We start from the raw sequence: 19,749 nt of genomic DNA, 5'->3' as shown, positions 1-19,749 counted from the left end.
GAACCCCGGTTTCAGGCTTGTGTACCGTTTATCTTGCCTTTTCCTTTTCGACTATCTCATGGCTTTATGTAGGTGCCGGGTGCTAAGCTACTGTTCAAAAAGGCACAGCATGATCCTTTGTATGTAAATGACCGTTTTTTGTATGTGAACGTACCTGGGGCGGGGGTAAAGCAGGGCTGGCTGATTAGTCTTTGCAGCAGCGTGGTGGAACTTTCCTTAACGTCCATGCGACCCGAAGAGGCCCTCGCTCTATTAATATGGCAGCAAGGTATTTTGTATAATCCCGTATAAATGACGCTTAAACGAAGATGCAAATAAGTTATATTTGTTATAACTAATACAATTACCAACTTTCAAAACCATTAAGCCATGAGACGATTGCTGCTCTTTTCATGCTGCATTCTTACTATCACTGTAATGATGGCCCAATCGCCCGGCATTATTGTGAGGCCGGCAGCAGGCAACGGGGTGACCCCGCTTAACCCCAACGGTGATGAGTTTTCTTCCACCGGTACCAGTGGTTTTATAAGTAGCGATATCACGGAAAGTGAAATACCATACAAAACGATTCCCCCGGTCTTTCTGGAACCTACGGCCGATCTGCTAAGAGGGCCTGCTGACCTGTACAGCGACCTGGTTCGCCAGGTTGATGGCAGCGGCTTTTATGTATACAACGATGGTACCAACCTGCTGTTCCGCCTGCGGCTCGGCAGCATTGTTAGTGGCTCCAAAGGGTATAGCGTATTAATAGATACAGATGCGAAAATGGGCAATACCGGTGCTGCTGCCGATCCCAATTATCAGGCGGCAACAACAGGAGTAAATGGCAACCCGGGTTTTGAACTGGAAGTAGTGTTGGAAACCAATTTCAGGGTCGCTGTTTACAATGTAGATGGTACAAGTTCTCCTACTTTGATCAACAGCTATGGCATCAATACCCATTCCCAGGTTTCGGTAGCATTGTCAACGGTGTCTTCTACCCCCGATTATTTTTATGATTTTTATGTACCCATCAGCGTGCTGGGCATTACAGCAAGCACCCCTTTACGGATGGCCGCCACTACGGTAATGGCGCCTGCAGCCGCCATTGGCGGACCGAAATCTGATATTTTTGGCGTAAATGACGGTTCTCTGAAAGACCCTATGAAAAGCTGGGAAGCAGCGATCAATAATACGCCGCCGGTTACATTGACCAATTTAACGAACGCTGGTAGTGGCGCAGGTACAGTTTGTACAGCATCGCCGACCATTACCAGCCCCGTACAGGCAGGCAGTGGCATTACCGTCAGCGGCAGCTGGACAGCCCTTGATGTTACAAAACCTTTAACGGCTACCATCACCCTGTATAAAAATGGGATTTCTGCCGGCACTACTTCCGTAAGCTCTGGCAATACCTGGAGCATAACTGGTATTACGGTGGCCAGTGGCGACATATTATATGCAAGAGCCCAGGCCGCCGGCGAATCCATGTGTTTGCAATCCAACAGTGTGCAGGTGGTAAGCTGTTCTCCTGCTAACACATCTACTACTACGGGATTGGACTTTACCTGTATTGAACGTAAAGGAATGAAGGGTAACCGGCCTGCCAATGCAGCCGTAAGATTATATACGGTCACCACAACAGGTCTTACCCTATTTGCTGATGATAATTCCACTGTTTCTAGAATAACCTATCCCACAGCTACCACCTGGTGGTACGATGGTCCCAGTGGCGGCGGCACTGATCCCTGTACAAGTGCCACCAATGACGTGCCTGACGGCAGTTATGCATTAACTGCACAGGAGGCCGGTAAATGTGAATCGGGACCGGTATTTGGTTGCCTTACATTGACACCAGCTAGTACACCTGTTATTACACAAACCAATTTATACAGCAGCTCAACGATGGTTTCTGGTACGGCCACCAGTGGCGCCACCGTGCGGCTGTATGTGAATGGTAAATTACAAACTACTGCTACCGCCACAGGAGGTAACTATAGTTTCAGCAACCTGGTATTGACACAGGGCGACGTTGTAAATGTAGTGGCCCAGGTAAGTGGGGGCTGTGTAAGCGCCGTGGCAGCCCGTACGGTTTCATGTTTTACCACGCCTCCTGTGATTATAACGGACAACAATGGCAACCTGTCGGCAGGTTCAACAAGCATCACCGGCAGGTCGGGCGAGCCTGCTGGTGCTATCGTCACCATTCTGGAGAATGGGGTGAGTATAGGTACAGCGAGTGTGCAGGCTGACGGAACATGGATCCTTACCTATACACCGGTAGCTACCAGGAGTTATACAGCTACCCAACAGAATGGAAGCTGTGCCGCCAGCGTTGCTTCTACTGCCGCTACCGCTTTGGCTGCAACTACTGTTTGCCCAACCATTACAGGATCCTACACCGCCAGTACCACCTCCGTATCGGGGACATTGCCCAGTGCATTTACCGGAACCATCCGCTTATACCTCGATGGTATCAGCATTGGAACTGTAAGTGTCAGCAGCGCCACCTCATGGACCATCACTGGTTTAAATTCAACGTACAGCAATTCTTTATATGCGGGCGGCGTATTAACAGCCACTACACAAGCCACCGGCGCGGCTGAAAGAACCAATTGCAGTGGCAGCGTTACCCTGGGATGTGCCTTGCCAACAACGCCTGTTATTTCGCCCACATCTTCTTCTATTCAAACGGGACAAACCGTTACTTATAACATAACCACCACCCAACCGGGTATTATTTATTCGGTAACAGATGCCAGTGCAGCCACTACCAATTATGCGGTCTCTAAGTGGGGAACGGGTAGCGGTTTATCAGTTCCTACCAATACATTTAATTCGGTTGGAACCTTTAATGTGCTGGTAAAAGCGGTTTCTTTATCCGGGGCAGGATGTGTGTCAAGCGCAGCGGCTACCATTACTGTAAGTTCGGCACTGCCGCTTACCCTGGCTTACTTCACCGGCCGCTATATTGAAGGGCGATCGAAGCTCAGCTGGGAAACGGTCATCGAAGAGCAGGTGGATCATTTTGCCATTGAACGCAGCGACGATGGCCGTGCATATGCTGAGATTGGAAAGGTGAAAGCAACCGGCAACAGCATTAACCGTGTTAAATACACCTATGCCGATCACAAACCGGTGATAAACAATGCCTGGTATCGCTTACGTATGGTAGATACGGATGGTATAGCGCGTTACAGCAATATCATTCGCATTGCCAATGAAACCTGGAACACGACTGTATTGTCGGTAACGCCCAATCCCTTTGAAACTACGCTACGCGTACAGTTGTATGCCGGTCAGGTGGCGCCAGCTGCGATCCGGATCATTGATTTGACCGGCCGCGAATTGTATAGGCTGAACCAGCTTCTTTCTTCAGGCAACAATACCATTTTGTTGCACCCTGCTGCGTTGGCAAATGGGATCTATGTGTTGCAGCTGGTAACTGGTAATGAAGTGATCTGGCATCAAATGCTGCAGAAAGTAAAATAAAGCATGCTGAATAAACAACCGGGTCATCTCATGACCGGGTTGTTTCTATAAGGCCGCCAGCTTTATTAATAGTCCCGCAGGTATTCCGTTTCAGCAGCTGTTCTCGTTGGTATGGGTGTGATCACGAAACAGTCACAATCGCATTGTTTGGGTTTCAACTGTTCGGCGTTCTTCAGTTCTCTAATGGCTTGTCTTAGTGCTGCTGCATTCTTTGTATCATTTACCTTTATAGCAATGTCATTTAATGACAGTGCTGCGAGCTGTTGCTGAAACGCTTCTTTCGTGGTCGCCGTCAGTGACAGATCAATGACTTGTTTTTCGCGGGTTATAAATTCCTTTGAGGCAAAGATGACCTGGTCTTCGTGTTCACCCATGGCAATAACAAAAGCCTTTGTGTTCTGGGGCAGGGGAATGGTGCCGTCGGCTTCAAAGAAACCATAGGTATCCGCTTCATCGGGCAGCGGGCCACCGGCTTCCATCGTTTTAACAGCAGGGATCAGCAGGTAAAGATGAAATCGTTCTTTATAGGCTCCCTGGATGCGTACCCTGAGCTCGCTTAGTTTGAGGTCGGCATTGCTTCTGAGCAGCATATCTATATTGTACCAGCCGAATGCTTCCACCGTAAATTGATAATACAAAGCGCTGTTACTAAGCGGTGATACTTTAGTAGGCGGGCCTGCAGTATCGGGCAATGGCGGCTGTCCGGCGGCAAATGTTCTATGTTCCTGCACCATCTCAACGGTGTCGTTCTCCAATCCGGCCTTTATTTTATTCCATCGGGCGCTTGTTTCCAGGTAGCGCTGGCAACTATCCCGGCACTTCAAAATGCCGTTGTCAGGTACAGGTAAAGCCCTGCGCTCCGATTCGTTCTCAACCCAGGCATAGAGCTGATCCAATTCGGTATCTGTCAAATCGAATGGTGTCATGACGGCGCCCCCAAATTTTTCCTTTAAACAACGATAATAGCCTTCACGCGCCATCACATTTGCCGGGTTGCGGGTGAATTCATAAAAATGATCAAGGCCATATTGCGTGGTATCATACAGTGCAGGAAATGATCTTTTCATTATATGCGCCAGGGCAGGACCGGTAAGGTCTTTGGCAAGACTATGGCAGGAAGCACAATTGACATCGAATAAAGACTTACCCGCCTCGAGGGCAGTAAGTTGTGGATTTTCGGCCAGCGGCCTGGGATCCGTCCAGTTAATAGTACTATCGCTCTGCATTTCGCCTTTGAACAATTGCATGTTCTTCTCGAGGAAAGGGGCAGGTATCGCAATCGATATTTTCTGAGTGATCTTTACGGTGTTTTCGCCCACTGCATTTATATAGATCATTCCGCCGCTGCTTAATGGCCGGCCGTTACTTTGGGTGGTTAATCCCGCTCTTAAAATATCCTGCATACTGTAAGCTTCTTTCACCTCCAGCTGCACTGTTTTATTAACCGAAGACAATACGCCCCGCGGAATACGGATGATCGCTCCTTTTTTTGTGTGCAGGATAGTGTCTTTGCTATTGTCTATCTGGAAGACCTGGGAGGCCAGTCTGCCGGGACCAAGTAAGCGGTTAGTTGTTTTGTCACGCTGGTTGCAGCCGTACAGAGCGGTTACCAGCAGACCTATAATAACGAGGGATGTTTTCATACGCTGGGTGTATAGTTACAGTAAGATGTCAGGGGATGTATATTCCATACATTAAAAGCTGCTTGTGGTATTATCTTAACCGGTAACTGGCTCCGATTTGAAAAACATAACCATAACCGTCCTTTTTAAATTCCGGATTGGTCCCTGATGTAGTTGCTTCCCTGTATAAAGGTTTAATGCCACATACATAACGGGCTTCAGCCTGTAGTTTGGGGGTGATGGCCCAGGCTAAACCGGCATCGATATCAATCGTATTCCTGTATGTAATGTATTTGGTAGTATTGGCTGGTCCGTTCATAGTAAAATGCGACCGCGATGAAAGCACATACCCAAACTCGGGGCCTGCCAGGATGCTCAGGTTTTTCAAAGGTTTAAATCCAAGCAGCAATGGCATAGACAGGTAATGATACCGGGTGCCCCGGGTATGATTCGGATAGCGAAATCCGCGAAGTGAATAAAGTACTTCGGGTTGAAAGAAAAATTTTCCGAAGGGGGCATTTGCCATAAACCCGCCGTAAAAGCTGGGTGTCCAGGTAAGCTCCAGGTTATAATAGCCCCGATCCCTTTTTTTGTATTCAAAAGTCGAAAGCCCGCAGCCTCCTTTTATGCCAAAATGAATGTGGTTTTGGGCGGTGCTGATCTTACAAATGAACAGGCTTGCTACAATCAGGTAAGGATAAAACTTCATTGTGTGTAAGGGGTTTAAAAAATAAAAAACAGGAGCAATGGCATCAGTATGCCTTACTTACCTGTGTGATCATTTTTTCCGAACCCTTACTATTAACCTTCGAATATAAGCGAAAATACGATCATGCGGGAGTTCAGCTGATCGATGGCGCGGGAATATTTAAGGTTCACATCGCGGGAGTGAATATTCGACAGACCGTTACTCACCTTGATCTCTGGCGAAAGAATAAATACCGGGAAGTAAAAGTTGAAGCCAATGCCGGCTTCTACCCCAAAATCGTATTTTTTCAGTTTTACCAGGTCCTCTGCTTTGCGGGCGGTAGAATTGGAGGCCAGGTCATACTCGAATTTGGCGCCCCCGAACATGTATACCCTGAAATTATTGATGCGGTCGCTCCTGAATTTGAGGTGTATGGGCAAACCGAGTAAGATGCTTTCAACCCTTTTTGTCATGATAGGTTGTTCATTTTTACTTACATCGGGGTGCTTTATATGATAGGTGAGATTCTTATAAGCGAATAATAATTGGGGAAAAATCGCCCGCAGTTCAAAGCGGTTCGACAAACGCAGGGTATGCATACCCGCCAGTCCGAACCCGCCTACATTTTCCGGCTCCGACACCATTACGCTGTCTTCATTGAGAAATGAGGGGTGCTGGCTTACCTGGAAGCGGGAGTTGTTGTAAATAAGCCCAATACCCAGATAATATTTTTTACTATCATGATCGGGAAGATTCAATGCATCCCTTAATTGAGCGTTTACCTGTTGAGAGGTAACCAAAAGCATTAGCCCTGCTGCCCATCCTTTTAACTGGCTTTTACGCCGCAATAAATTGTACATATTCCTAAACTCAGCCGTTTTAGTGTAGTATTCGTAAACCCAACTTGTTGTAAAATATGTAGAAATGTTTCGCCTTCGGGAAATGCTTTTACTGATTGATTCAAATATTGATACGCGTCTTTGTTTTTCGACAGCCATTGCCCCGCACGCGGCGCAACGATGTTCATGTAAAGGTTATATAAACTTTTGAAGCCCGTTTTACGGGGTTTCGAGAATTCAAGTATAACTACTTTACCACCAGGCTTTAATACACGGAACATTTCCGAGAGTCCTTTTTCGAGGTTTTCGAAGTTCCGTACACCAAAGGCCACTGTAATGGCATCAAACGTCTGGTCGGGAAAATTTATTGCCTCACTATCGCCCTTTAACAATTCTATTTGCTTATTAAGCAATAATTTATCAATCTTCTGCCGGCCTAATCCAAGCATTCCCTCCGAAATATCTATGCCAACAATTTTTTCTGGCCGCAGGTACTTCCATGTCATTATGGCTACATCCGCAGTACCGGTAGCCACATCCAGCACCATGCGGGGATTTAGCTCTTTGAGCTCCTTAATGGCACGCTTACGCCAGGAGACATCGATACCGCCCGATAAAAAGCGGTTCAGAAAATCGTACCGGAAGGCGATCTGATCGAACATGGCCGCTACCTGCTCTTTTTTGGTCTGCTTCGACTCGTTGAACGGCACTATATTATCGTGTGAATATTTCGACATGGGCGGCAAAGTTAATAGTTTATTGCTTGTGGTTTATCGTTTAGGGGTGAAGAACCAGAAACCGCAAACTTCAAACCATAAACTAGTTCTATCTTGCAGCATGATCATTCAGTCAGCCACCTATCTCATCAGCAGCCCTGATTATACCAAATGTCCCAAGGCCGACCGGCCCGAATATGCTTTTATTGGCCGCAGTAACGTGGGCAAATCCTCATTGATCAATATGATCTGTGATAACCACAAACTGGCCAAAACATCTGCATCGCCCGGCAAAACGCAATTGATCAACCATTTCGATATAAAAAGCATTTCCGGGCCAAATGCTCCCGCTGCAGCGAGGCGCGCGGAAACTACTGCCTGGTACCTGGTTGACCTGCCGGGTTATGGCTTTGCCAAAGTTTCGCAAACGCAGCGTAAACAATGGGAGAAAATGATCGAGAACTATCTCCGTAACCGCGAAAACCTGATCAACGTGTTTGTGCTGATCGACAGCCGGCACAGCCCGCAAAAGCTCGATCTTGATTTTATAAACCAGTTAGGCGAATGGCAGGTGCCGTTTACCCTGGTATTTACTAAAGCCGATAAAGAAACGCAAAAAGAAGTGAGTAAGAATGTAAAGTCATTCCTTGACGCCATGCGTAAGACCTGGCAGTTCTTACCACAACATTTTGTGACCAGTGCCGAGAAGAAAATGGGAAGGGAAAAATTACTGCAATTTATTGATGCCTGTAATATTGAGGCGGCTAATGCAGGAAGCGAAAGCGACATGTGATACGTGTTACAAACAATAGAGGCGACAAGACCCCGAGTTGTGAAGTGTACACAACTGAACATTAAAAAACCCTCCGTTTGCTGCGTGAGGGTTTCTAGTTAACTACTTTATTGGCACAACTGCTACTGGCGAAAGCTTCAGGTTTGGCTTTAAAGGCAAAGCCCATTCCCAGAATGTAGCCCATGGCTTCCTTCAAGGCATCGTTGCTTTTGAAATGCGGATTGGTATTAATGTCCGCATGCACTTCCATGTCTACATTGTACAGGGTGAACAGGTGACAAAGATCATAAGCGATCTCGATGCTCTTGGCCACTTCTACAAGCATCCTTTCTTTGATGCTGTATTGTTTCCTGGTCTTTTCATTGTGTATGAACATGAAACCTCCATGTCCTTCACGTAGAAAAACAATCACCGTAGCAAATTCTGTTTCTGCACCCTTTACCTGTGAATCGGTACCGATACAAACTTTCAGGTGATACCCCTTTTCAGTTTCTCGTTTGATCGCATTCTCAACGGCATCGATAATTGGCAGGTCAATCGGGTCGCCATTAAATTTTCTCCATAACATCATAGCGAAACGGGTTTTTCGAATTTACCGAAAAACCCGTTTTTTACCAAATCAGATGCTTATTATTGTTTTATTAATTTCCAGGTAGCAGTCTCCGATTCGCCCTGTATTTTAAGCAGCACCAGGCCCTTTTGTGCATTTGTTATATCAATGTTATTTGTGCCGGAAACAAGTTTTCCGCGTTGTAAGAGGCGGCCGGTGCCATCGAGTACCTGGTAGTTATTTTCTTTGTCAGCGTTAACAACGATCGCATTAGTGACCATGGTGTTCATGATCCTTGCAAGAGCTTTATCGTCGTTTCTGTCGCGCAGTGTAACTACGTTCGAGTAGTATGATCTTTCCTCAGCCGCAGTGATCACGCGCACGCGATAAAAAGGGGCATTGTCAGTTAATGGCTTCCATGAGAAGTTCCTGGTACCGGGGCTTAGCTGGGCCAGCGCTTCGTAGCGAACGCCATCTCTTGAGTTCTGGATCTCGATCTGTTTAACCGCTTCATCGGCCTCATACGACCAGCTCAGGGTATGTGTTCCTGCATTTGCCTTACCTGATAATGCCAGCCGGTGAATAGGTAATATAGCTATAGGTGAAGCGCTGATGGAATAGTACCCCAGGCTTTCGTTTTTAACCAGGTGTGCATTTGCTGTGCCTTCCACCACCAGGTAATAAGTACCCGTGTTCAGGTTACTGTCGATGCTGGCATTCACTAAAGCAGCAGGATTGTACTGGCCAATGGTATCTGCTTTATCGTTCAACAGGCTTACTTTGATGTCGAGGTTAGCGCCTGAATTATTAGAGCCTACGTTCTGCGGCACTGCACTCAGGTGAACGTAGGTTGGATTAGCAATTGTAAATTTGAAAACATCCTTGTCGGTACCGGAGTTTATTAAGCCGGTAGTAGTAAAGCCCGTGTTGGTAAATCCAACAGAAGTGGCTGACATATGCGTATTGCCAATATCATCGGTGCGGTAGCCAAAATTGTTGGCCGGGCCCGAAATGATGGCCATATCGTCCTGGTAATAATTACAGCCATACACGTTGGTGCCATAGTGCCATGTAGTAATGTTCCTGTAATACCCTACACCCATAATAGGCGCCCAACTGGTTTCACCAGTTCCGGTGCCGGGATTGTATTCGGTTTTCTGACAGGCGGTGGTATAAGCACTCTGGTGTTGCAGGCCAAGGGTATGACCGGCTTCATGCGAAGCAGCTTCGGCCACATACTTGGGATTTGTTCCGAGCAGACTGCTGAATACCCAGCAAGGTGTATTGTCGCCCCAGGAAAAAGAGCCAACCAGGGCTACGCCGCCTGCACTGCCATACCATTGGTGGGTAGGGGTAATGATCACCCGCATGCGTTGCTTCAAAGGGGCTGCTGCGTATACGGTTGAATCGGTTGTAATGTTAACGTTAAAAATGCGGTAGTCTTCGGCAACCCGGTTAAAGATCTCGGTCATGCCATCGGTAGTGAAGCCCGAATGCTGGGCGTTAATAGGGCCGCTCCAGTTCCAGGAGGTGCCGGTTACGTATTGTCCGTCGAAGTCAAGGTAAATGGTGGCCCTGGCCGATGGATAACTGTTCAGGGAGGGAACCTGTGCTTGCAAGGTAGACGTAACTGCAAGTGAAAACAGTAGGGTGAAAATGGTTTTCATTGGATCTGATGCGGATTTGGAGGTTAAACTAAATAGTGCTCAAAAGGTTTCTATAGGTTATACGCGCTCAGGATGTTTATTCAACCAGGAAATGGGCTTTCGGTTTCTTTATCCAGTAATATCGGTTGTTTTCTTCTGTTAGTACCAGTACCTCATCTGCATGGGGGTTGATGATGCGGCCTACCAGTTTTTGCGAATTGTCGGGCTGGGTAATTACCGATACCGTACAGAATGCGCCGGGCATTGTGGTTGAACGGATGTTCATGGTTTCCACACCGGCTGCCTGTTTTACTTTTTCAACCAGTTCGCCGGCAAATTCGAAATTGCCGAGCGCCAGGTCTACTTTTTCCGATACGCGGGAAGAGGACAACTTTTTTAATAAAGAAAGATTACATTCCAGTTTTAACGGAAGCTGGTTAAGTGAGGTAGCCTTGTTTAGAAAAGGCCTTTGGGTGATGGGTTGTTGTTGGGCCGATAAGCTTTGGAATGCGAATAAGCATGCCACTAAGAGCCCGACAGCTTGTTGGTTTTTCATTTTGTACGGGTTTAAATTGTACGGATCTGGATTACGTTGGTATGGGTCTTAGGGTGTGTTAGTCTATCGATCTTTGTGCCTTTCGATCTAACACAAATGTAGAACGAAAATGATATTCGGTTATTTTACAACAGGGGAATAATCGATGTTTATGAGTGTTAAATATGGATACTACTAGGGGTATTTACTATCACTATTTAGTACTGGCCCGTGCTTAACAACACTAAAGTGCAGGCTTCCAATGGCTGAATGCCGTTCTTTTTTGCAAGCTCATACAGTTCAGCATTTTCTGCGCCAGGATTGAATATAATACGTTTTGGCTGAAGGGATAGTATATAATCGTAGTATTCTTTCTGATGCAGGGGATTGAGGTAGAGGGTAACTGTATCAACCGTATCAAGGGGTTTTTTCTCAGTGGTTATATCAACATCCGATACCCGGCCCTGCTTCCGGCCAATGGCTGCCACCGGGTGCTGATGCCTGCGTAAACTATTTATAGCCAGAAAACTATAACGGTTCGGATTTTCCGAAGCGCCCAGTACCAATGTCTTTTTATTAGCTCTTTCCATATGTTATAAAACAATCTGTTTACGGCAATGGTTGTCATTCAAAACTATAATATTTCCCGGTAAACAAAACAGTACATAATGTGTTCATAACGCGATGCAATGCACCACCGATTGATATTCTAAAAATTAATATTTTTTCCCGGGCAGTTTACTCATGATATCTGCGAGCGCTTGCTCCAGTGCGTTATACCTGAACGAAAAGCCGGATCGCAGCATTCTGGCCGGATACACCCAGCGGCTTTTTAAGATCAATTCTGTTTCAGTGCCTATGAGCGCAGCGCCGGCTTCCAGCATCCACGTAAAGGCCGGCAGGCCGAAACGCTTACCTGTTATCCGGCGCAGGGTATGCATAAATTCGGCATTGGTCACGGCCGTCGGTGCACTGGCATTGTAAATGCCTTCCAGCTCATTGTGCTCATAACACCATTCAATCATCCGGCACAGGTCTTCTATGTGTATCCAGCTATACCTTTGTTTGCCATTGCCCTGATAGCCCCCTAGCCCGGCTTTTACCAGAATGCAGTAAGGGATCATTACACCGCCCTGTCCCAGCGTAATAGCCGTGCGCAATGCAATTTTTCGGGTAAAAAGCGTGCGTTGGTCAAAAAGCGCCTGTTCCCATTGTTTGCAAACCTGTACCGAGAAATCCTTGTCAAGTTCTTTATAGCGCTCGCTGTTTCTGCCTTCCTTTAACCGTATCATGCATTTTTTGTACCTGTATCGCAGCTGATCGAAAAAGGAATACGGCATATTGTCGGCCCTCGCCTCACTGATAAGGCCGGTGAACTCGTCGTTGGGTTTGTGGGTCGTATGCCGGTAAATAGTTGCTGAAGCGGCATTGATCCAAAGTTTTGGCGGAACGATACATTGCCGTATGGCTTCTCCAATGGTTTTGGTAGCCTGCGTACGGCTCTTGATGATCTGCGATTTGTTCTTTTCAGTATAGCGGCAGTTCACCGATTTGCCGGCAAGGTTTATAACAATGTCTGCTCCATCAAGATCCTGCAGCCAATGTTTCTCTACATGTTCTCCATCCCATCGCCAGTAAGTAATGTTATAGCCGCCAGCTGCTGTAACCAGCGGTTGCTCATAATTGTTATTCTGATTGTCTACTACCTGGCGGCTGAGTATTATTACATGATTTTCTTTGCCAAAATACCGGGCCATTGCCTGGCCGATGAATCCTGTACCGCCGGCAATGACTATTTTTTTGTGTTTCATACATGTGCGTTTAAAGGTTGAGAGGCGCTGTTTATTTCGCAAAAGGCACAAACAGGCAGATAGCATAAGCCGATCGCACTGGCGGGTTCACAGACGAGATAAGGTGGTAGCAGTTAACCATGTTTGCATTCGTACACCAGGACTTTATCCATTCTTTTCATATTTTCAGAAAATAGTGAAATGCATAGGCTTAATAAAAGCCGGCGAACCGGCAATTTTGAATGTATACATTATAGTTGATGATCGCTGTAATATTTCACAGTTGTTCCGGGCTTGGCACAAGATTAATAAGCACCGTCATTCTGCATTATTCGAAGCCGGCTGTTTACCGGAAGATTTTCATCAGGTTGCCCAGGAACCAATTCTCATCGGCCCTGACCAGACCATCGAGCATTTTATCGGCCTGTAAGCCGAAGCGCCTGATGCTGCTGATGGTTTCGGTGAACTGTTTAATGTGTTTGTCTTTTTTATCGCCCTCTACGTCTTCCAACTGATCGAGCAGGCGCAGCATGGGGTCCAGCTCTCTTTTCTTCCGTTCTTTCACGATCTGCGTGGCTACTTTCCAAATATCTTTTTCGGCAGAAAAAAACTCTTTTCGTTCCCCCGGGATAAGTATGCGAAATACCAGTCCCCAGTCTACCAGGTCACGGATATTCATATTTACATTCCCCCGGCTGATGTTCAGCTTTTCCATGATGTCATCCTGGCTCAACGGGTCAGGACTGATCATCAATAATGCATGGATCTGCGCCATGGTGCGGTTAATGCCCCAATGGGATCCGAAGGCCCCCCAGGAGGCAATGAATTGCTGTTGCGCTTCTTCCAGTTTCATAATATTCCTTCACTCAAAATTAGGCTCTATTTCTGAAGTTTCAAAACTTAGTGAAATATATTTTATAAAGTGCAGGTGGGTGTGCCGGTGTTAATATAGCAGCCAGGCTGCGGCACTCGAAGTCGGAATGCAAATCGTTGCGAGTGGATGCGAAGGAGGCTATGCGGGGACAGCTGGTATACAAATCGTTAGCGTGTGCATGCCGTGATGGTGAGGCAATACGGGTACTACAGCCGGTAATACAATCGTTAGGGAGTGCATGCGGTGATGGGGCTATGTGAGTACTACAACCGGTAATGCAAATCGTTAGGAACTGCATGTGATGGAGGCTATACGGGTACTACAGCCGGTATACAGATCGTTAGCCAGTGCATGCGGTGATGGTGAGGCAATACGGGTACTACAACCGGTAATACAAATCGTTAACGAGTGCCCGCTGGTGACCAGATTAATCAACGCAAGGGATGCGCTGGTGAGGCTATGTGGGTACCACAACCGATGATGCAAATCTTAAGCGTGTGGATGCGCTGGTAAGAAACGGGGGGTACTCCCCATGTCGGTGATACAAATCGATAAAAGTTAACGCGCTGCAGGTACCGCTAAAGGCGTTTTATGCGCAATAAACGAAATGCGCCGCGGGGGCCTGCATGCAATTTCTTATGGTTCACGTCATTCGGTTCCTGCGCCGTCCGCAAGCATTATCGCCGTGGCGGGCAACTTAATTGCTGGCCCAGGCGGTTCTTTTTGTATCTAATGCGTTCTTTGGGACAGCTAAGTCTTTTATCTGTACGCTCGTCCGTATGTTTACCTGGCCGGATAACCAGGGCAAGATAAGCGCCACCATTTTGTGTTTTATTTTTGGAAAATACAGTGGCCCAGTTATGAACACCCATTAACAAAGGCCCCAGTTTTACAGCCCCGCCGACCCACAACTGTTCTTTGGTGTTAAAATGCACAGGCAGGTAAAAGCCCAGGCGCCTGGTTTCCCAACGGGGTGTAATGGTCAGCATATTCAATTCAGACAGGCGCCACTGGCTGCCACTTAACGATGACAGGTTCAATGATGCATTTCCATTTACATACCAGGCGCCGGTGATAAAATGGTCAACGTTCAATACCAGCCTTGTAGGATTCACGACATGAAATCTACCCCCTGGCTGCTGGCTGCTGCCGGCAACACCAACCACTCTGTTATTAAAGTCGTCGAGGTTGCTTATGTCGGCGAATCTGATATCAAGCACGGTGTCGGTGATATTGTCCTGGAAGCCGGTATGAACGCGGCTGTTCCGCCCATACTGAAATCGGTTGAATCCAATATCCAGTATCGATAATCCGATCTTCCAGTCATAGTCGTAATAAGTGTCTTCATCAAAAACAGCCGATACCTGTCCGGGTTTGATGAGGTATTCCGCACCCAGATCGAAAGAAAGGCCGGTTTGGGTATTTTTTAGAAAATCCTTTAGGTTCTGCCTGGTATTTTTTTCGTCCTGCCAGGTATCGTAATTATGGGAGTAGGCATATTCTACAAAGGCATCTTCCATGGTATAGGCAAAGGAATTACCATGGATGGTTTGCGACACGGTGCCGTTCACGATGTTGATATAGGCGCCGGAGAGGCCGCGGGAGACCTTTGCGGTAATGCCGGCATTGAGGCGGGCGTCTGCACGGTCCCAGATGGTTTGCGCCCAGGTAACGAAAAACTCAGCCCAGCTGCTGTGCACCATATCGCCATATAATTTCCGGGTATAATTACCCAGGTCAAAAAAGTCGCGCGTTGATCCTAAGGTATCGATAAAATTTACCGGGCCTGTGCTTGCCTGGGCATAACCCCGCAGGTTAATGCCTATGCCGATAGCCTGTTTGCGATTGAGCGCCAGGCGTGCGTTCAACAGGTTTACATTAAAGTCGGTATAGGCAAAGCGACGGAAATCACCTTCTTCAATAGTATATTCAGAATTGCGCGGATTGCCCAGGTAGGAATAATTACGGATGACAACGCCATTGGTGGCATTTTTCTCCTGTATTGAAAACAGATCGATATCCCATTTGTAAGGTGTATTAACGATGGAGGCCGGGTTATTGCCAATGCCCAGGCTGCCTGCATAATTGCTGCCCTGGATCGCATAATAATTTTGCGAATGACCATGCGCGTAAACCAGCAGTAAAATTATAACAGGCAATAAAGAAGTTCTCCGCTTAAAAGGGTTTTCCATGTGTTTGCTGTATTAGGAACGCTACAAACTTTGGAAAAGGCTTTACCAGTTTTATGAGTACGTTGGATAGGATAGTGCTTCCGAAAAAACTTTGCAATAAACGTCCGGCCTGGAGGCGCCGGCCAAATTCTTTTTCCCATTGCTGGGTGTACTGAATTTCCATTTCATAGCGGTTAATTCGTCCCTGTAAGAACGAATTGATCTCTTCGAAGGCTAGTTTGCTGCTATGCAGGGCCATACTCATGCCATTACCACACAAGGGTGCAATAAGCCCTGCTGTGTCGCCGATCATCAGGACGTGGTTCTCGATCTGTGTTTTTTTGTTGAAAGAGATCCTGGAAATGGTTAATGGCTCTTCATAGAGCATTTCAGCGTTGGAAAATATCTTTTCCAGGAAAGGATTCTTCATAAGAATATCCTTTTCCATACTGCTAATATCATTCCGGCATTTGCGCAGGTTAGCAGCCGTCGTGAGGTAGCAGAGGCAATATTTGTTTTCCTCAATTTGGGAAATTCCACAGTAGCCATTTTCAAAATTGTGGAGGGCGATCAGGTCGGCCTGATGATGCGTGCGGATATGATACTTTACGGCAATATAGTGATTCAGCTTATTGGGTTTTACTGTAGTGAACTGTCTTTTCCATTTCACATCCAGGTTGCTTCTTTTGCCATATGCGCCGGCTACAACCTGGGCTTCCATATCGCCTTTGCTGGTAAACACCAGGAATGCATTGTTGCGGTATACCACATTCATTACTTTGGTCTCTTCAAGCATGGTAACGCCTTCCTGCCGGGCAATATTGGCCAGCAGGCTATCGATCGTATACCGGCTGATGCCAAAACCTCCCAGTGGCAGCGTGGTTTCAAGATAGTTACCATCAGGTGTACTGATGAGTAACCGGTTGATAACAGGCAGCTGCATGTCGCTCAGGGGCAGGCCGAGATCCTGCAGAAAATTCCAGCTTTCGAGGCTGATATACTCGCCGCATACCTTGTGAAAAGGATATTTTTCTTTTTCCACCAGCAGGGTTTTGTAACCTGCACGGGCGCTTTGAATGGCCAGGGCAAGTCCTGCCAGTCCTCCGCCTGCAATAGCTATATCATATTTGGGTTGAAGGCTCAAGTTCAGGTTTTACTGTTTCTGTAAATAGTTGTGTTTGCCTTATTCCCTTTTCCGGTTAGTGTTATTTTCTGGTTTTGTATTCCTGCATACGATCAGCCAGCGAAAGGCCCATTTCCATTCAATGGAGCATTCACTAATGCCGGCTATATTGAAAAACTGCAACCATTCTTCCCTGGTGAATCCCCGGGCTACCGACAAAGGCGCATCGTGTTTTACCAGGTAACTGTTCGAAAACAAAGCAGTGAGCAGTTTAATGGAATAATAAGCCACCCGGTGCCGGTGCAGATCATTTATAAAGAACCCGAGCCGGGCATTGCTTTTCATCCATTGCAGCTGCTTTACCATTTCCCGGTCTGAAAAGTGATGGCAGAACAGGGAAGAGAAAATAATATCCGGTTGCGCCTTTAGTTCAACGGTCTTGTAATCTGCATTGATGAGTTGGGTGTTATCCAGCAATCTTTTGCCGGCAACATCAATGCAATGGGGGTTGATGTCAATGCCGATAAAGTTTACCGGGATGCTCTTTTGGTTACACCATTTTTGAATCGCTGCCAGGTTATCGCCACCGCCACAACCTATTTCGCAAATGGTGACCGGCTTCGCGAAAACTTCGGTCGGCGGTGCAGGGTTTTCTATATTCAGTATGGCCTGTACGCCTTGGAGCGTGATCGCATGGCCGCCCAGCCAGGTATTAATGAAATTCAATTCCTGCATATTCCGTTCGATGTCTTCAAATGGAATATCCGGACGGTCGAGCAATTCAAGCTGGTATGATCGGTGGCGAAAATTCACGATTGTAATTTATGATTTTCTAATCGACCCGCGAAACAGGCAAAGCCGCCGGAAAGATGCAGCCTGACGGCTAATAACAAAATATTAGGAATTCGCAGAGGCTACAAAGGTTTCCATAGTGAGGCCCGGGCCGAAGGCCGCGCCGAAAATATGTTCTTTCCTGTTATGGTTGTGGAGGAGGGAAGGCATCATTTTCTTCAGCACGAACAGTATGGTAGGCGACGACATGTTGCCATATTGCTGCAGTATATCGTGCGAAGCCTGTAATTCGTGGGCAGGTAACGACAGTGTTTTGTGAACGGCTTCGAGGATTTTCTTTCCGCCCGGATGTATACACCAGTGGCCAATATCCTGGAGGCTTAACCCCGAGTTTGCCAGCGCCCTGGAAGTGAAATGGCTGAAATCCTCTTCCAGCAGATCGGGTATATAGCTGCTCAGGGTCATCAGAAAGCCCGTAGATGAAATTTCCCAGGCCATGTCTTTTTTGCCTTTGGGGATCACTTCTGAATAAAATCCATCGAGACGAATGCCTTTGGCGGGATGATCATCGGCGGTTACAACGGCAGCAGCACTGCCATCGGCAAATAAGAGGCTCGATGCAATATTGTCGATCGTTGGCTCGCGTTGAAAATGTAATGTGCACAGTTCGGTGCATACGATCAGTACTTTCGCCCGCGGGTCGGCTTTGCAAATGGCGTCGGCTGTTTTCAATGCATGAATGCCGGCATAACAGCCCATGAAATTGATAGAAGAGCGCGCCGTGTGCCGCGGCAGATCGAGCAGCTCCATTACATACAGGTCGAGCCCGGGAGCGCTCATGCCGGTGCAGCTGACCGTGATCAGGTGGGTGATAGCCGATTCTGATAATTTGCCATCGAGACAATCGCGAATGGCATTTACCGACAACTGCGGGGCGTATTTGTGATACCAGGTCATGCGTTGCTCCAGCGAAGGAAATGGCTCCAGGTTTTCGCTATGTGGATAGAACTTCCATTCAGCACAGGGACGGCTGTAATCGGGAATGACGGAATAACGGGTATCGATATGGCTCTGATGGTACAAAAAGCGCAAGCGTCGCCTGTCGGCCTCTGTGTACGAATAGATCAGCTGCATGAATTGCAGAATATCCTGTTGATTGTGCCGGAATGAAGGCACCGCAGTACCAATGGCAATAATTTTACTCAAATCCCCTCCAGATTAATAAGGTAAGAAAAGCCAGATTCGTGCAGATAGACGCCAGTATATTCATGCGCATGGTATTGGAAAAATCGGCCCTTTGTTCATCTTTCCAAACCAAACCGGCCCAACTGAAAAAATATACGAGAATGGGCAGCATCATAGTTGCTAATGCAAGGAACTTTATTTGTTGGTCATGGCTGATGAACCACCAGGCAAGCACACACATTGCTATGCTGTACACCAGGGCGGTAAAAATAAAAGTGCCGCGGTAGCCCAGTAAAGCGCTGATGGTAATAACGCCGTCCTTCCTGTCGGCCTCATGCTGATAGATCTGGGTGAGCGGATAAAACCCACCGATCAGTAAACTGGCCGCTGCCATGCCGGCTGGCGGCACTGCCAGTGTTTTATTGATACTGCTTCCATGATATACCATAAAAAATGTTACGGCGCCCTGAAAAATGATGACGGTCAGATAGCCTGCAACCGGATATTTCTTCAGCCGGATGCCCCGGTAACTGTATGCTCTTGATGCGGCTATATAAGCCACTATGCAAATAGTAAACCAGTAGCCGATGATGAAGCTTAAACCGATCGCCATGAGGTCCATCATTATGCTTACATAGAATAACTGCCGGGTAGGCGGGAGCGGCGTTTTAATGCCGCCGATACTCGTTTCATCGCGATCCATATAAGAATTGTACCCGTTGCTCGAAGGATACACCAGCAAATGCAGTATAAAAAAGATCAGCAGGGCATCTGCTGTATGAATAGCCGGTACCTGGCTTACAGCGAATAGGTATACCGGTAACAGAAAGAAGGAAAAATGAAACCGAAGTAATTGTATGGTAGATGATCGTAACATAAAGAGCCCCGCTTGTTGCGGGACTCTTTAAAGATAGTGATAATATAGTAACCGTGGCTTGTTGCGAACCGTAATAC

General features: G+C 47.1%; 17 protein-coding genes. 2 read left to right on the top strand and 15 right to left on the bottom strand.

The window, feature by feature from the left end:
• Positions 1–369 precede the first annotated feature (369 nt).
• Positions 370–3,471: a T9SS type A sorting domain-containing protein gene (locus tag JT717_RS06120; RefSeq protein WP_205509317.1), complete on the top strand. Its 3,102-nt coding sequence runs from the start codon at positions 370–372 to the stop codon at positions 3,469–3,471.
• Positions 3,472–3,536: 65 nt separating this feature from the next.
• Here JT717_RS06120 and JT717_RS06115 read toward each other — a convergent pair whose 3' ends face one another.
• From JT717_RS06115 to ubiE, 4 genes are all read right to left on the bottom strand, one after another.
• Positions 3,537–5,114 (bottom strand): c-type cytochrome, encoded by a 1,578-nt coding sequence (locus JT717_RS06115; protein ID WP_205509316.1) that lies wholly within the window; start codon positions 5,112–5,114, stop codon positions 3,537–3,539.
• A gap of 70 nt (positions 5,115–5,184) precedes the next feature.
• On the bottom strand, positions 5,185–5,802 hold the full coding sequence (locus tag JT717_RS06110; RefSeq protein ID WP_205509315.1) for a porin family protein: 618 nt from the start codon (positions 5,800–5,802) through the stop codon (positions 5,185–5,187).
• 92 nt (positions 5,803–5,894) lie between these two features.
• On the bottom strand, positions 5,895–6,641 hold the full coding sequence (gene porT, locus JT717_RS06105; protein WP_205509314.1) for a type IX secretion/gliding motility protein PorT/SprT: 747 nt from the start codon (positions 6,639–6,641) through the stop codon (positions 5,895–5,897).
• Positions 6,608–7,357 carry a bifunctional demethylmenaquinone methyltransferase/2-methoxy-6-polyprenyl-1,4-benzoquinol methylase UbiE gene (gene ubiE, locus JT717_RS06100; protein ID WP_205509313.1) on the bottom strand — a complete coding sequence of 250 codons (750 nt, stop codon included), beginning with the start codon at positions 7,355–7,357 and terminating at the stop codon, positions 6,608–6,610. Before ubiE ends, porT begins: the two co-directional genes overlap by 34 nt.
• Positions 7,358–7,457: 100 nt before the next feature.
• On the opposite strand from ubiE, the gene yihA reads away from it, so the two are divergent.
• The gene (gene yihA, locus JT717_RS06095; protein ID WP_240347858.1) at positions 7,458–8,129 is read left to right on the top strand and encodes a ribosome biogenesis GTP-binding protein YihA/YsxC; all 672 of its coding nucleotides are present in this window, start codon (positions 7,458–7,460) and stop codon (positions 8,127–8,129) included.
• Between the two features lie 94 nt (positions 8,130–8,223).
• On the opposite strand, the gene JT717_RS06090 is transcribed toward yihA, so the two are convergent.
• The 11 genes from JT717_RS06090 to JT717_RS06040 form a co-directional block, all read right to left on the bottom strand.
• The gene (locus tag JT717_RS06090; RefSeq protein WP_081146811.1) at positions 8,224–8,697 is read right to left on the bottom strand and encodes a ribonuclease H-like YkuK family protein; all 474 of its coding nucleotides are present in this window, start codon (positions 8,695–8,697) and stop codon (positions 8,224–8,226) included.
• A gap of 62 nt (positions 8,698–8,759) precedes the next feature.
• Positions 8,760–10,346 carry a T9SS type A sorting domain-containing protein gene (locus JT717_RS06085; RefSeq protein WP_205509311.1) on the bottom strand — a complete coding sequence of 529 codons (1,587 nt, stop codon included), beginning with the start codon at positions 10,344–10,346 and terminating at the stop codon, positions 8,760–8,762.
• Positions 10,347–10,422: 76 nt separating this feature from the next.
• The gene (locus JT717_RS06080; protein WP_205509310.1) at positions 10,423–10,881 is read right to left on the bottom strand and encodes a hypothetical protein; all 459 of its coding nucleotides are present in this window, start codon (positions 10,879–10,881) and stop codon (positions 10,423–10,425) included.
• A gap of 197 nt (positions 10,882–11,078) precedes the next feature.
• Positions 11,079–11,450: a CoA-binding protein gene (locus tag JT717_RS06075; protein WP_205509309.1), complete on the bottom strand. Its 372-nt coding sequence runs from the start codon at positions 11,448–11,450 to the stop codon at positions 11,079–11,081.
• Between the two features lie 126 nt (positions 11,451–11,576).
• The gene (locus JT717_RS06070; RefSeq protein WP_205509308.1) at positions 11,577–12,671 is read right to left on the bottom strand and encodes an epimerase; all 1,095 of its coding nucleotides are present in this window, start codon (positions 12,669–12,671) and stop codon (positions 11,577–11,579) included.
• Positions 12,672–12,996: 325 nt separating this feature from the next.
• On the bottom strand, positions 12,997–13,503 hold the full coding sequence (locus JT717_RS06065; protein ID WP_205509307.1) for a GbsR/MarR family transcriptional regulator: 507 nt from the start codon (positions 13,501–13,503) through the stop codon (positions 12,997–12,999).
• Positions 13,504–14,201: 698 nt separating this feature from the next.
• Entirely contained in the window at positions 14,202–15,716 is a 1,515-nt protein-coding gene (locus JT717_RS06060; RefSeq protein WP_205509306.1) for a DUF5723 family protein, read from the bottom strand.
• Positions 15,700–16,839 (bottom strand): NAD(P)/FAD-dependent oxidoreductase, encoded by a 1,140-nt coding sequence (locus JT717_RS06055; RefSeq protein WP_205509305.1) that lies wholly within the window; start codon positions 16,837–16,839, stop codon positions 15,700–15,702. Before JT717_RS06055 ends, JT717_RS06060 begins: the two co-directional genes overlap by 17 nt.
• A 39-nt stretch (positions 16,840–16,878) precedes the next feature.
• Positions 16,879–17,631 (bottom strand): methyltransferase domain-containing protein, encoded by a 753-nt coding sequence (locus JT717_RS06050; protein WP_205509304.1) that lies wholly within the window; start codon positions 17,629–17,631, stop codon positions 16,879–16,881.
• Positions 17,632–17,715: 84 nt separating this feature from the next.
• Positions 17,716–18,816 (bottom strand): type III polyketide synthase, encoded by a 1,101-nt coding sequence (locus JT717_RS06045; protein WP_205509303.1) that lies wholly within the window; start codon positions 18,814–18,816, stop codon positions 17,716–17,718.
• Positions 18,809–19,672 (bottom strand): UbiA family prenyltransferase, encoded by an 864-nt coding sequence (locus JT717_RS06040; protein ID WP_205509302.1) that lies wholly within the window; start codon positions 19,670–19,672, stop codon positions 18,809–18,811. Before JT717_RS06040 ends, JT717_RS06045 begins: the two co-directional genes overlap by 8 nt.
• Positions 19,673–19,749 lie beyond the last annotated feature (77 nt).

Origin of the sequence: Longitalea arenae (assembly GCF_016924755.1) — a bacterium.
In the GTDB taxonomy this organism is placed as follows: domain Bacteria; phylum Bacteroidota; class Bacteroidia; order Chitinophagales; family Chitinophagaceae; genus Niastella; species Niastella arenae.
The sequence above is the reverse complement of the archived record's forward strand: the minus strand, read 5'-3'. Positions and strand labels throughout refer to the sequence as shown.

Bases quoted from the DNA above. Each gene is read 5' to 3' on its own strand.
- JT717_RS06120 (WP_205509317.1), top strand. From the start codon at position 370: ATGAGACGATTGCTGCTCTTTTCATGCTGCATTCTTACTATCACTGTA.
- JT717_RS06115 (WP_205509316.1), bottom strand. From the start codon at position 5,114: ATGAAAACATCCCTCGTTATTATAGGTCTGCTGGTAACCGCTCTGTAC.
- JT717_RS06110 (WP_205509315.1), bottom strand. From the start codon at position 5,802: ATGAAGTTTTATCCTTACCTGATTGTAGCAAGCCTGTTCATTTGTAAG.
- porT (WP_205509314.1), bottom strand. From the start codon at position 6,641: ATGTACAATTTATTGCGGCGTAAAAGCCAGTTAAAAGGATGGGCAGCA.
- ubiE (WP_205509313.1), bottom strand. From the start codon at position 7,357: ATGTCGAAATATTCACACGATAATATAGTGCCGTTCAACGAGTCGAAG.
- yihA (WP_240347858.1), top strand. From the start codon at position 7,458: ATGATCATTCAGTCAGCCACCTATCTCATCAGCAGCCCTGATTATACC.
- JT717_RS06090 (WP_081146811.1), bottom strand. From the start codon at position 8,697: ATGTTATGGAGAAAATTTAATGGCGACCCGATTGACCTGCCAATTATC.
- JT717_RS06085 (WP_205509311.1), bottom strand. From the start codon at position 10,346: ATGAAAACCATTTTCACCCTACTGTTTTCACTTGCAGTTACGTCTACC.
- JT717_RS06080 (WP_205509310.1), bottom strand. From the start codon at position 10,881: ATGAAAAACCAACAAGCTGTCGGGCTCTTAGTGGCATGCTTATTCGCA.
- JT717_RS06075 (WP_205509309.1), bottom strand. From the start codon at position 11,450: ATGGAAAGAGCTAATAAAAAGACATTGGTACTGGGCGCTTCGGAAAAT.
- JT717_RS06070 (WP_205509308.1), bottom strand. From the start codon at position 12,671: ATGAAACACAAAAAAATAGTCATTGCCGGCGGTACAGGATTCATCGGC.
- JT717_RS06065 (WP_205509307.1), bottom strand. From the start codon at position 13,503: ATGAAACTGGAAGAAGCGCAACAGCAATTCATTGCCTCCTGGGGGGCC.
- JT717_RS06060 (WP_205509306.1), bottom strand. From the start codon at position 15,716: ATGGAAAACCCTTTTAAGCGGAGAACTTCTTTATTGCCTGTTATAATT.
- JT717_RS06040 (WP_205509302.1), bottom strand. From the start codon at position 19,672: ATGTTACGATCATCTACCATACAATTACTTCGGTTTCATTTTTCCTTC.